Source organism: Amycolatopsis sp. NPDC051061 (assembly GCF_040682935.1).
Lineage (GTDB): Bacteria > Actinomycetota > Actinomycetes > Mycobacteriales > Pseudonocardiaceae > Amycolatopsis.
The window spans coordinates 114,605-126,912 of the sequence record NZ_JBFBBZ010000030.1; the positions used below are offsets into that span (position 1 = coordinate 114,605).

Genomic DNA, 12,308 nt, shown 5'->3' on the forward strand with positions numbered 1-12,308 from the left:
TCGGGTGTGCTGGTCGCGTCCTCTGTGCCGGGTTTGGTTGCGGTCTATCTTACTGTGTGCGTGTGTTTGTAAGACTTTTTGCCACACTCCCGACCTCAGTTGCCGTTGGGGGCGCCGACACCCGGGGCGGGAGCCGTCGCGTTGCCCGCGATGCCGTAGCGGCCCGCGCCGCCGTCGAGCTGTTCCTTCAGCGCCAGCACCGCGCTCACCCGCCCGGCCGACGAGTCCACGTTGTCCACAGTGGACAGGATCGACGTCGCCGACGTGTCCGCGCGGACCACGCCCAGCGCGCCCGTCCCGTCCGCGGAACCGGCGTCGCCGGCCAGGACCGTGCCCGCGCCGGAGCGGTCGAGCTGCGTGGCGAACCGGGCGATCGTCGCCGCGCGGTCGCCCGCGCCGTCGCCGGTCGACTGCACGCCGGTCAGCACGATCGCCAGCTGCGCCGGCTTGACCTCCTGGCCCGCCTTGACGAACCCGCCGTCGGTGAGCCCGCCGATCGCGGCCGCCAGCTCCTCGCCCGAGGACTGCGGCTTCGCGGTGGTCTTGTCCAGCAGCAGCACCGAACCGAGCAGCGCGCCGGCGAGCGTGCCGGAGTCGCCCGCGGTCGGGAACTTCGCACCGGCGGGCTGCAGCCGCGTGACGACGTCGCGGAGCTGGTCGGCCTTCTCCGGGTCGGCGAACGCGGACGTCAGCTGCACCTCACCGGTCACCGAAGCACCGGACTGGCCGATCAGCTGCTTCAGCGCGTCCCGGTCGGCCGGGCGCGCGTCCTCGGTCGTCACGAGCACCACCGACCGCTTGTCCAGCGCCCCGGCGACGACCTTCGGCCCCATCGAGCCGGCGAACGCGTCCGCGTCGGCCAGCCGGGCGTTGAGCGCGTTGCGCTGCGCCTCGAGGTCGGAAACCTGGCTGCCGAGGTCCTTCTTCTCCCCCGCCAGCCCGGACAGCAGCGAGCCGTTCAGGGCGGTCGAGCCGAGCACGACGCCGACGGCCAGCGCGAGGAAGCAGGCGGCGATGGAAACGACGTGGTAGCGCAGCGAAATCACGTGAACAATCCCTTGACCCAGGCAGCGAGCGAATTCCAGGTGTGCCGGAGCCAGTCCAGGTAGACCGAGCCCACGTCGGACACCAGCAGGGCCGCGGCGACGACCACGACCGCGGCGAGCACCAGCAGCACGACCGCGCCGACCGACACCCGGCTGCGGTGCAGCGTCGCCACCGCCTTCCCGTCGACGAGCTTCGTGCCGAGCTTCAGCCGGGTCAGGAACGTCGACGGGTTCGAGCCGGACCGGCCGTGGTCGAGGAACTCGCGCAGGGTGGCCTGGAAGCCGACCGTGACGACCAGGCTCGCGCCGTGCGCGTCGGCCAGCAGCAGGGCGAGGTCCTCGGCGTTGCCCGTCGCGGGAAACGTCACCGCGCCGATGCCGAGGTCCTGGATCCGTTCGACACCGGGGGCGTGGCCGTCCGGCGCGGCGGGCACGACGACCTCGGCGCCGCCCCGCAGGGTGACGGTGCCGATGCCGGTGGGGTCGCCGACGATGACGTCCGGCCGGTACCCCTGCACGCGCAGGGTGTCCGCGCCCGCGTCGACACCGACCAGCACCGGCCGGTGCTCGCCGATGTACTTCTTGAGCTTCTTGAGGTCCTCGGCGTGCCCGTTGCCGCCCGCGACGACCAGCACGTGCCGGTCGCGGACGACCACCTTCAGCTCCGGCACGCCGACGCCGTCGAGGATCAGCGTGCGCTCGCGGCGCAGGAACTCGATGGTGTTCGCCGAGAACGCCTCCAGCTGCGTGGACATCCCGGCCTTGGCCTCGATCATCTGATCCGCGACGCTGTCGGCGCTCTGCTCGATGCCGGAGGCGACCTGGCGCTCGCCGACGTAGACGACGCCGTCGTGCAGCCGCAGCTTCGTGCCGTCCTTGATCGTGCGCAGCAGCTCGCCGCCGACCGAGTCGACCAGGGGGACGCCGGCCGCGACGAGGATTTCGGGGCCCATGTTCGGGAACCGGCCGGAGATCGACGGCGACGCGTTGACCACCCCGGCGACGTCGGCCTCGACCAGGGCGTCGGCCGTCGCGCGGTCGAGGTCCAGCTGGTCGAGCACGACGATGTCCCCCGGACTGATCCGGCGCAGCAGCTCCCGGGTGCGGCGGTCGACCCGGGCGACCCCGGTGATCCCCGGGAGGGGTTCTTGGTTCCGCGTGAGCAAGCCGGTGAGCTTCATGTGGCCGATGGTGACAAATTTGCTCATGGGACCACGCACGCCACGCCGTAGCAGGCGTGACTCGTTGTGGTGAGCCGGGTCGCGCATCCCCCGTGCGGGTCAGGCCTCCGACTCCTCCGAAAGCGACCCGAAACCGAGGTTCACCCAGGGGCTCGCCGGGTCCTGAAGGAGCTGGTGGTGGACCCGCACGGCCGCCGCGTACCACTCACCGAACTCGTCGTCCTCGGCGTGCAGCACGCGGCCCATGACGTACCCGGCCGACAGGTCGGCCCATGACTGGTGGTAGCGGCGCGCGAGCGAGCCGGCTTCGAGCACCATCAGTTCCGCGGTCAGCGCGTCGCAATAGCCGGCCGCGAGACCCCACCGGGCGATGTTGACCGCGCGGCCGACGTCCCACGACAGCGCCGTCGTGACGAACCCGTCCGCGTCGACCAGGCCGTCGGCGCGCAGGCGCTGTTCGCAGCGCGAGACCCGGCGGACGGTCTCCCGCAGCTCGTCGGCCTGGTCCCCGGCGTCGTTCTCCGCGCACCACCGGTCCACCAGCTCCGCCCAGGTCAGCGGGTCGAACTCGCCGCCCGTCAGGCCGTACTCGGCGGCGAACCGCAGGCGCAGCATGAGCACGAGGTTGCCGGGCGTCAGCGCGTAGCCGTCGCCGATCAGGTCGGCCATCGTCGCGCGCCAGGCGGGCGGGTCCGGCACGCCCCACCAGTCCCGCAGGCCCCGCACCTCGGCGACGTAGTCGTGGCGGCGCGCGTCGAGGACGTTCCACGGCGCCGCGTTCAGCACCGCCAGGTGCGCGCCGCAGGCCAGCGCGTGCGCGATCGGGCCCTCGAGGTGGCCGTACGGCGCGGTGATCAGCCGCTCGACCTGCTCCTCCAGCGGGGTGACGTCGTCCTTGTGCGCGTCGAGCCACGGCTGCAGGGTCGCGCCCGGCAACCGCCACTCGCCGCGGGTGCCGCGGTTGAACACGACCCGCTCGTGCCGCCCGACGCCGTCGACCGCCCAGTCCAGGGCACCGCCCATGGCGACGACGTCCGGGCCGAGGTCGGGCAGCGCCCCGCGCGTGAAGACCTGCAGGAACTCGTCGCCGCCCGTCTCGAAGTAGACGTTGGGGAAGGTCTCCGCCCGCTCTTCGAGGATGCTGTGGGCGTCCACTCGCCGGATCGGGACGAAGAGCTCTTCCCCGGCCAGCAGGCCGAGGTAGCGGTCGAGGTCGCCGTCGCGGCGGGCGGCGGCCAGCTGCGCTTCGACGTCGGCGGGCGGCGGCAGGATCACGGGGCGGCTCCCTCCGCTCGGCCGGTCAGCACGACGAGCTTGCCCGCCGTCCGGTTGTGTTCCAAGTCGTCGTGCGCCTGCCGGATCTCCGTCATCGCGTACACCTTCGCCGGACCGAGAGTCGCTTCGCCGGCGGCGATCCGATCGAGGTGGCGCTGGAGGACGGAGGCGGGCAGGTCGTCCGCCTCACCACCATAAGCGGTCAACCGCACCCCGGCGGGAAGGTAGCCGATCGGATAGAAATCCGAGATCATCCACTGATTCGACAACATGCCCGTGAAGCACACGGTGCCGTGCACGCGGGTGGCCTTCAGGGTGTCCGGGAGGGTCGGCGTCCCGACGAGTTCGAGGGCGGCGTCGACGCCTTCGGGTGCGATCTCCCGGACCTTCGCGATGTCGCCGTCGTCTCGGAGCGGGTAGTCGACGCCGTGTTCGCGCAGGATCTCGAGCCGGTCCTGCTGCCGGGTGGTCGCGAAGACCGTGGCGCCGAGATCTTTCGCCAGGCTCGCGGTGGCGAACCCGAGGGCGGACGTGCCGCCGCGGATCAGCAGGGTCTGCCCTTTACGCAGGTCCAGGCCGGTGGTGAGGGAGCCGTACGCGGTCTGGAGCGTCTCCGGGACCTGGCCGAGCACCTCCCACGGCAGGTCCGAGCGGAACGGGATGACCTGTCCCCTCGGCACCACCGTGAATTCGGCGTAGCCGCCGTCGAACGTGCGGCCCATCCCGCCCATCATCGTGGCGACCTGTTGCCCCGGCGGCAGTACTCCGTCGGGATCATGGTCGACCACACCGACGGCTTCGATGCCGGGCACGCGCGGGAACGTGACGCCCTCGGCCAGGCCCAGGCGGGTGTGCAGCTCGGACCGGTTGAGGCCGAACGCCTTCACGGCGATCCGCACCCAGCCCGGCTTCGGCTCGGGCAGGGGGAGGTCCTTCAGTTCGAGGTTCTCGACGGGACCGGGTTCTCGGAGTACCACCGCGCGCATCGCAGGTCCTTTCTTCGCATGCGAACAGTCCGCACAACAACTGTCCGCGCGAGTACTATTCCCGGCGTGAGCCTGTCCCGAGACCACGACACGGCGTGGCGCGGTTTCCTGCGCTCGTCGGCGCTGCTGCTGAGGGTGCTGGACGCCGAGCTGCGAGCCGAGCACGGCATGACGCACCGGACCTACGACGCGCTGGTCCAGCTCTCGGAGGCCCCCGGCCGCCGGCTGCACATGAAGGACCTGGCGGCGGCGCTGGTCCACAGCGCGAGCGGATTGACGCGGATCGTGGACGGACTGGAGCGGTCGGGCTACGCGCGGCGCGAGCCGGACCCGGCGAACCGCCGGTCCACGCTGGTGGTGCTGACCCCGGAAGGGCTGGCCGCCCTGGAGAAGGCGTGGCCGACGCATGTGCGCGGGGTGCAGCGGCACTTCGCGGACCAAGTGAGCGCCGAGCAGGCGCGGGTGCTGGCGGAGGTCTTCCGCAGCATCACCACGAACCTCGAGGACGACTGACCCACCCGTGGTGTCGCGAATGACTCATTCGGGACGTCGGACGCCGCGAATGAGTCATTCGCGACCTCGGCGACCGGCCACCTTCGCCCGGCGGCGCTACTTCTTCTTCGCCGCCCGCTTCCGCTTCGGCTCGAACTCGGTCTTGTCCTTCTCCGCCGTCGCCAGCAGTTCCTCCGCGTGGGCGCGCCCGGTCTCGTTGTCCATCCCGGCGAGCATCCGGGCCAGCTCGCTGACCCGCTCGGTCTGCTTCAGGTTCTTCACGCCGCTGCGCGTCACGCCGCCGCTGTGGCCCTTGTCCACCACCAGGTGCTGATCCGCGAACGCCGCGACCTGCGGCAGGTGCGTCACCACCAGGACCTGGTGGGTCCGCGCCAGCCTCGCCAGCCGGCGGCCGATCTCGACCGCCGCGCGGCCGCCGACGCCCGCGTCGACCTCGTCGAACACCAGGGTCTGCACCGTGTCCGCGTGCGCCAGGACCACCTCGATCGCCAGCATCACCCGGGACAGCTCACCACCCGACGCGGCCTTGTGCACCGGTAGCGGCGGCGCGCCGTCGTGCGCGCGCAGCAGCAGCTCGACGTCGTCGACGCCGTCCGCGCCCGCGTGCACCGCGCGGCCGTCGAGGGTCAGCGCGTGCGTGTCGCCGTGCTCGGCGGGGCGCTGCTCGACCGTCACCTCGATCGCGGCCTGGCCCATCGCCAGCCCCGACAGCTCGCGCGTGATCTCCGCCGCCAACTCGGCCGCAGCCTTCTCCCGCGCGCCCGACACCTCGGCGGCGTGCGCGGCCAGCTGCACCGCGAGCTGGTCGCGCCGCAGCGCCAGCTCGGTGAGCGCCTCCTCGGACGTGTCCATCGACTCCAGGCGGCGCCGGGCGTCGTCGGCCCAGGCGAGCACACCGTCGACGTCCGCCGCGTACTTGCGGGTCAGCCGCTTGAGATCGCCCTGGCGGGCCAGCACCTGCTCCAGCAGCGCCGGGTCGGCGTCGAGCGTCTCGACGTAGTTGCCGAGTTCGGCCCCGACGTCGGTCAGCAGCACCGACGCCTCCTCGAGCCGCGGCGCCAGCTCGCGCAAGACGTCGTCTTCGGACGTCGAGAGCCGCCGCAACGCTTCGGACACCAACGCCAGCGCACTCGGGACGTCCGGGTCGCCGTCCGGCGAACCCGACACGGCGACGTGCGCCTCGGTCGCGACCGCGCGCAGCTCGTCGGCCGCCGCGAGCCGCTTGATCTGCGCGGTGAGGTCGACGTCCTCGCCCGGTTCCGGCGCGACGGCGTCGATCTCGGTGAGGCCGTGCTTGAGCAGGTCGGCCTGCTGGGCCATCTCCCGCGAGCGGGTCGAGCGCTCGGTCAGCTCGGCGATCACCGCCAGCCACTCGGACCGGACCTCGCGGTACGCGCTCAGCGGCTTCCCCACCGCATCGCCGGCGAACCGGTCGATCACGTCGCGCTGCTCGCTCGGGCGCAGCAGCCGCAGCTGGTCGTTCTGCCCGTGCACCGCGATCAGCTGCTCGGACAGCTCCGCGAGCACACCGACCGGCACCGACCGGCCGCCCAGGTGCGCGCGCGAGCGCCCGTCGACCGCGACGGCCCGCAGCGCGATGACGCTGCCGTCCTCGTCGACGTCGGCACCCGACTCGGTGACGATCCGTTCGGCGCCTTCGACGCCGGCATAGGTGAACCGTCCTTCCACGAACGCCTTGAGCATCCCCGTCCGGACCTTGGACACCTCGGCCCGGCCCCCGGAGAGCAGGTGCAGGCCGGTGACGACCATGGTCTTCCCGGCACCCGTCTCACCGGTCACGACGGTGAAGCCCGCGTGCAGTTCCAGCAGGGCGTCCTCGATGACTCCGAGGCCCTGGATGCGCATCTCGGCCAGCACGCCGCCTACGGTAGCGGCCCCCACCGACACTCTGCGCGCGCGGGCTCCCGGCGAGTCGCCGATATGTTCGAATGAATCGCCGAGCGGTTCATTCGCAGGGGCGCGCGTGCCGCTCCCGCCAGCTCTTCACCGGCAGCGAGAACTTCTGCACCAGGCGATCGGTGAACGGGCCGTCCCACAGCCGGACCAGCCGGACGGGGGTCGTACCGCACGTCACCCGCACGCGGGCCCCGGGCGGCAGTTCGATGAGCCGGCCGCCGTCGCAGGTCAGAACGGCGGACGAGCCGTCGGGGTCGATCCCGACGGTGATCACCGAGTTCCGCGAAACGACCAGCGGCCGCGCGAACATCGCGTGCGCGTTGCTCGGCACCACCAGCAGGGCCTGGACGTCGGGCCAGATGATCGGGCCGCCCGCCGAGAACGCGTACGCCGTCGAACCGGTCGGAGTGGCGCACAGCACACCGTCGCAGCCGAAGGCGGACACCGGCCGGCCGTCAACCTCGATGAGCGCGTCCAGGACCCGCTCGCGGGTGCTCTTCTCGACACTGGCCTCGTTGAGCGCCCAGGTGCGGGCGAGCTCGGTGCCGCCGTCGGTGACCGTGACGTCGATGGTCATCCGCTCTTCGACCTGGTAGTCGCCGTCGACGACGCGCTGCACGGTGTCGGCCAGCGCGTCCGAGTCGGCTTCGGCGAGGAAGCCGACGCGCCCGAGGTTCACGCCGAGCACCGGCACCCCGGCCGGGCGGGCCAGCTCGGCCGCGCGCAGCAGCGTGCCGTCGCCACCGAGGACGAACACCAATTCGACGCCGTCGGCGGGGTTGTCGTCCGGGTCGACGACGGTGCAGGTCGACCCGACGCCGTGCTCGTCCGGGTTGATGAGCGCGCAGACGTCTTCCTCGATCACCCGGATCCGGATGCCGGCCTTGGCGAAGCGCGCCGAGACCTCGCGCGCGGCCTCGCCCGTCGCTTCGCGATCGGGGTGCACCATGAGGAGAACTTCACGTTCGGTGGTCATGCGGGCCCTTCCTCGACGGCGGTTCGGACGAGCCGCTCCGCCTCAGACCTGTCTACCGCGTCCACAGTGGACCCGGCCACGTGTTCTTTGCCCAGCCACACGAAGTACTCGACGTTCCCGGACGGCCCCGGCAGCGGGCTCGCGGTGACGCCGCGCAGCGCGAGCCCCAGTTTCGCGGCCTCGTCGATGACGGCGAGCACCGACTCGGCGCGCAGTTCCGGGTCGCGGACGACCCCGCCGCTGCCGAGCCGGTCCTTGCCCACTTCGAACTGCGGTTTCACCATCGGCACCAGGTCGGCGCCGTCGTGCGCGCAGGCGGCGAGCGCGGGCAGGACGAGCTTGAGCGAGATGAACGAGAGGTCCCCGACGACGAGGTCGACCTGGCCGCCGAGATCCTCGGGGGTGAGGTTGCGAACGTTGGTGCGGTCCATGACCACTACACGTTCGTCGGTGCGGATCCGCCAGTCGAGCAGGCCACGACCGACATCGGCGGCGATCACGGTCGCGGCGCCTTGGCGCAGGAGGACGTCGGTGAAGCCGCCGGTGGACGCGCCGGCGTCGAGGCAGCGCTTGCCTTCGACAGTCAGGCCGTCGAACGCCTTCAGGGCACCGAGCAGCTTGTGCGCGCCGCGGGAGGCCCAGCCGGGGTCGTCCTCGTCGCGCACGACGATCGGCGCGTCGGACTCCACGCCGGTGGCGGGCTTGCCGGCCACCATGCCGCGCACGGTGACCTTGCCGCCGAGGATCAGGGCCGAAGCCTGCTCGCGCGACCGGGCGAGGCCGCGCCGAACCAGTTCCGCGTCGAGGCGCGCCCGCTTGGGCACCGTGGTCAGACCTTGTCGATGCTGGAGAGGGCGACCGTCAGCTCGGTGTGCACGGCGTCGAAGCGCTCGACGTGCTCCGCGAGCGGCAACGCGTCGAGGTCGTCCAAGCCGGCGACGGCTTCATCGATGCCGGCCCGCGGGTCGGTTTGCTGCGAGAACGTTCCGGGCGGCGGGCCCGGGACGGGGTACGGGTGATCCTGCACGTCACAAACGGTATCAGTCAGGCGAGCACGGCCTTGGCGCGCTCGCCGGGTTCGGTGACGCCGGTCTCCCAGGCCGTGTGGCAGAGCGCGCGGAGCAGGTCCAGGTCGTCGCCGTCGCCCGCTGCTTCGAGAACGCCGTTCTCCGCGGTGACGGACCACCCCGGGCGCGGCCCGATCTTCAGGTCCTCGGCTTTGTCTTCGAGGGCCGTGAGGTCCTTGGCGAGGTAGGTGGCGCGCTCGGCCGGGATGGCCTCGATCAGCTGTTTCGGCGTCGCGACACCCGACAGCACGACGAGCGAGTCGATGCCCGCGGCGACCGCGCCGGCGATGTCGGTGTCCAGCCGGTCGCCGACGACGAGTGGATGCTCCGCACCGGCGGACTTCGCCGCGGTCTCGAACAGCAGCGGCTGCGGCTTCCCGGCGACGAGCGGCTCGACGTCGGTGGCGGTGCGCAGCGCGGCCACCATCGAACCGTTGCCGGGCAGCAGCCCGCGCTCGCTGGGCAGGGTGGCGTCGACGTTGCAGGCCACCCAGAGCGCACCCGCGCGGATGGCCAGGCAGGCTTCGGCCAGCGCGGCCCACGTGTTGTCGGGCGAGTGGCCCTGGACGACCGCCCGGACGTCATCGCCGTTCTCCCGCACCGGCTTCAGCCCGGCCCCGGCGACCTCGGCGGCCAGGGACTCCGTGCCGACGACGAGGACCTCGGCGCCGGCGTCGAGCCGCTCTTTGAGCAGCTGCACGCCGGCTTGGGCGCTCGTGTGCACCTCACCGACGTCGGCGGGCATGCCGAGGCCGGTGAGGTGGTCGACGACCTCGCCCGGGGCCTTCGACGCGTTGTTCGTCACGAACCGGACGGGCGTGCCGTGCTCACGCGCGGCCCGGACCGTCTCCGGGGCGCCCGGGATCACCCGGGCGCCGTGGTAGACGGTGCCGTCGAGGTCGAACAGGACCGCGTCGTAGGCCGCGAGCAGGGCGTCACTCATCCGGGTCTTCGGTGTCCTTCTTCTCGGTGTTCTCGGTGTTCTCGTTGTTTTCGTTGGCCAGGTCCGCGGCGCGCTCGGAGGCGTCGGTCTCGTCCTCCGCGTCGGCGTCGGCGGCGTTGAGGAACCAGCGGACGGCCTCCTCCTTGCGGCCGGCGGCCGCAAGGTTGTCGGCGTAGGCGTAGAAGAGCCGCGCGCTCCACGGATCGCGCTTCTCGGCCTTGAGGTCGTTGCCCTGCAGCGAGACGACGGCGGCGTCGAGCTGCCCGAGGTCCCGCCGGGCCCCGGCCGCGACGATGGCGAGCTCGACCTGGACGGCCTTGCTCAAGGTGGCCTTGTCGGCCTCCTTGGCCAGGTCGAGCGCGCGCTCGGGCCGGCCCAGCGCGCGTTCGGCGTCGGCGATGATGGCGATGTGGTCGTCGGTACGGGTCATCCGCCGGACGGCCCGCAGTTCGGAGAGGGCCTCCGACCAGTTGCCGACTTGGTAGGCGACCAGGCCGAGCGCCTCCCGCACGATCGGGACGCGCGAAGCCTTGGCCTTGGCGTACTTGGCGTGCTCGAGGGCGGCCTCGGGATCGCTGTCGATGAGCCCCCCGGCGGCGACGAGGTGCTTCCCGACGGTCTCGGCGAGGCCCTTCGGCAGGGTCCTCAGCTCGCGGCGGGCTTCCTCGTCGAGGTCGGAGAACTCGATGTCCTCGGGCAGCTCCGGCGCTTCGAGGAGTTCCCTGGCGAGGGCCTCGTCGCCGAGCGCGGAGCCCACCTTGGGCCGCGGTTCGCGGTAGCCCGCGGGACGGTCGCTGCCACGCTTGTCCGAGCTGCGCTTGTCCGCACCCCGGAAGCCGCCGCCGGTCCGGGAACCGCGGTCGCCGTCCCGGCGCTGGTAGCCGCCGCTGCCGCTGCTGCCGCCACTGCCGCTGCTGCCGCGGGAGTCGTCCCGGCGGTCGCTGCCACGGTCGTTGTCGCGACGCTGGTAACCGCCGCTGCCACCGCGGGAGTCGCTGCTCCCGGCGCTGTCGCGACGCTGATAACCGCCGCTGCCACCGCGGGAATCGCCGCTCCCGGCGCTGTCACGACGCTGATAGCTGCCGCTGCCACCGCGGGAGTCGCTGCTCCCGGCGCTGTCGCGACGCTGATAGCTGCCGCTACCGCCGCGGGAATCGCCGCCTCCAGCGCTGTCACGACGCTGATAGCTGCCGCTACCGCCGCGGGAGTCGTTCCGGTCGTTACCCCGGTCGTTGTCACGACGCTGGTAACCGCCGCTGCCGCCGCGGGAATCGTCCCGGCGGTCGTCGGAGTGGAAACCACCGGTGCGGCCGCTGCTTCCGCGGTCACTCGAGCCGTGTCCGCCGGTCCGGCTGCCACGGTCGTCGTCGCGGCGCTGGTACCCACGCGAGTCGCCACCGCGGTCGCTGCCGCCGCGGCTGCGGTCGTCGGACCGGAAGCCGCCGGTCTTGCCACCACGGTCGTCCGAGCGGAAGCCACCCGAACGGCGGTCGTCGCTGCCACCGCGGTTGCGGTCGTCCGAGCGGAAGCCGCCCGACTTGCCACCACGGTCGTCGGACCGGAAGCCGCCGGTGCGGCTGCCACGGTCGTCGTCGCGGCGCTGGTAGCTGCCGCGGGAGTCGTCCTTGCGGCCGCGGTCGTCCGAGCGGAAACCACCCGAACGGGCGCCGCGGTCGTCGTCGCGGCGGGGCGAACCGCTGCGGTCTTCCCAGCGGGGCTTGCGGTCGCCGTACGACGCCTTGCTCTGGGGACGGCTGCCCCGGTCGTCGGAGCCGCGGCCCGAACGCTCGTTCCGGTCGCCACCCCGGTCCTCGTACCGTCCACCCGAGCGGTCGCCGCCCGAACGGGCCGGGCCGCCGGAGAACTTGCTGCCGCCGCCGGGCCGGCCGGCCCGGTCGTCGGAGCCGCGGTAGCCACCGCGGCGGTCGTCACGGTCGCCGGTGCGACCGCTGTCACGGCTCTGACCTGCGTATCCTCCGCGCTGGTCGCGGTCACGGGGACCGTCGCCGCCGCGGAAGGGCTTGCCGCCGCCACGGACTCCGTGGTCGTCCCGGCGCGGCCGGCCTTGGTGCGTGTTGTCGCGGCCGCCGCGGTCCTGCCGCGCACCGCGCCGATCTCCCCCGGGTGCGTCCGACCGGCTCCGGGAGCCTTCGTCCCGGCGTGCCGACCGGCCGGACCCATCATCGCTTGAGTCTCGTCGACCGAACTCGGACACCTGGCCTCCTGCCGTGGAAAAAATCTTGTTCTGGACATACGCGTACGGCCCGCTAGGGCAGCCAACTGGCTATCCTAACGGGCCGTACGGAAGGTAAGTTCGGCGGTGTCCTACTCTCCCACAACCCTTCGGTTGCAGTACCATCGGCGCTATCAGGCTTAGCTTCCGGGTTCGGAATGGGACCGGGCG

The 12,308-nt window shown here is 72.3% G+C and carries 11 protein-coding genes and 1 rRNA gene; 1 reads left to right on the forward strand and 11 read right to left on the reverse strand.

Translation table 11 applies throughout. The features are described from left to right. Positions 1 to 95: 95 nt before the first annotated feature. The 4 genes from AB0N03_RS34015 to AB0N03_RS34030 form a co-directional block, all read right to left on the reverse strand. Positions 96 to 1,046 carry a copper transporter gene (locus tag AB0N03_RS34015; RefSeq protein ID WP_364380384.1) on the reverse strand — a complete coding sequence of 317 codons (951 nt, stop codon included), beginning with the start codon at positions 1,044 to 1,046 and terminating at the stop codon, positions 96 to 98. Beyond that, the gene (gene steA, locus AB0N03_RS34020; protein WP_364380422.1) at positions 1,043 to 2,227 is read right to left on the reverse strand and encodes a putative cytokinetic ring protein SteA; all 1,185 of its coding nucleotides are present in this window, start codon (positions 2,225 to 2,227) and stop codon (positions 1,043 to 1,045) included. Before steA ends, AB0N03_RS34015 begins: the two co-directional genes overlap by 4 nt. 99 nt (positions 2,228 to 2,326) lie before the next feature. Further along, the gene (locus AB0N03_RS34025; RefSeq protein WP_364380386.1) at positions 2,327 to 3,502 is read right to left on the reverse strand and encodes a DUF1266 domain-containing protein; all 1,176 of its coding nucleotides are present in this window, start codon (positions 3,500 to 3,502) and stop codon (positions 2,327 to 2,329) included. After that, entirely contained in the window at positions 3,499 to 4,488 is a 990-nt protein-coding gene (locus tag AB0N03_RS34030) for a zinc-binding alcohol dehydrogenase family protein (protein WP_364380389.1), read from the reverse strand. The genes AB0N03_RS34025 and AB0N03_RS34030 overlap by 4 nt, the downstream gene beginning before the upstream one ends. Positions 4,489 to 4,554: 66 nt before the next feature. Between AB0N03_RS34030 and AB0N03_RS34035 the strand changes: the two genes are divergently transcribed. Continuing rightward, entirely contained in the window at positions 4,555 to 5,001 is a 447-nt protein-coding gene (locus AB0N03_RS34035; protein WP_364380391.1) for a MarR family transcriptional regulator, read from the forward strand. A gap of 96 nt (positions 5,002 to 5,097) precedes the next feature. Here the strand turns inward: AB0N03_RS34035 and recN are convergent, their stop codons facing one another. From recN to rrf, 7 genes are all read right to left on the reverse strand, one after another. Continuing rightward, positions 5,098 to 6,879 (reverse strand): DNA repair protein RecN, encoded by a 1,782-nt coding sequence (gene recN, locus AB0N03_RS34040; RefSeq protein WP_364380394.1) that lies wholly within the window; start codon positions 6,877 to 6,879, stop codon positions 5,098 to 5,100. An 88-nt stretch (positions 6,880 to 6,967) separates the two neighbouring features. Continuing rightward, positions 6,968 to 7,894: an NAD kinase gene (locus AB0N03_RS34045; RefSeq protein WP_364380397.1), complete on the reverse strand. Its 927-nt coding sequence runs from the start codon at positions 7,892 to 7,894 to the stop codon at positions 6,968 to 6,970. Further along, positions 7,891 to 8,718, reverse strand: a complete 828-nt coding sequence (locus AB0N03_RS34050) for a TlyA family RNA methyltransferase (protein WP_364380400.1) — start codon at positions 8,716 to 8,718, stop codon at positions 7,891 to 7,893. The genes AB0N03_RS34045 and AB0N03_RS34050 overlap by 4 nt, the downstream gene beginning before the upstream one ends. Positions 8,719 to 8,723: 5 nt before the next feature. Continuing rightward, positions 8,724 to 8,921, reverse strand: coding sequence for a hypothetical protein (locus AB0N03_RS34055; RefSeq protein WP_155546226.1), 198 nt, complete (start codon positions 8,919 to 8,921; stop codon positions 8,724 to 8,726). 17 nt (positions 8,922 to 8,938) lie between these two features. Next, a complete protein-coding gene (locus AB0N03_RS34060) occupies positions 8,939 to 9,904 on the reverse strand; it encodes an HAD-IIA family hydrolase (protein WP_364380404.1) in 966 nt (321 codons plus the stop codon). Next, entirely contained in the window at positions 9,897 to 12,119 is a 2,223-nt protein-coding gene (locus tag AB0N03_RS34065; RefSeq protein ID WP_364380407.1) for a hypothetical protein, read from the reverse strand. Before AB0N03_RS34065 ends, AB0N03_RS34060 begins: the two co-directional genes overlap by 8 nt. A gap of 97 nt (positions 12,120 to 12,216) precedes the next feature. Beyond that, positions 12,217 to 12,308, reverse strand: a 5S ribosomal RNA gene (gene rrf / locus AB0N03_RS34070); the annotation flags it as partial.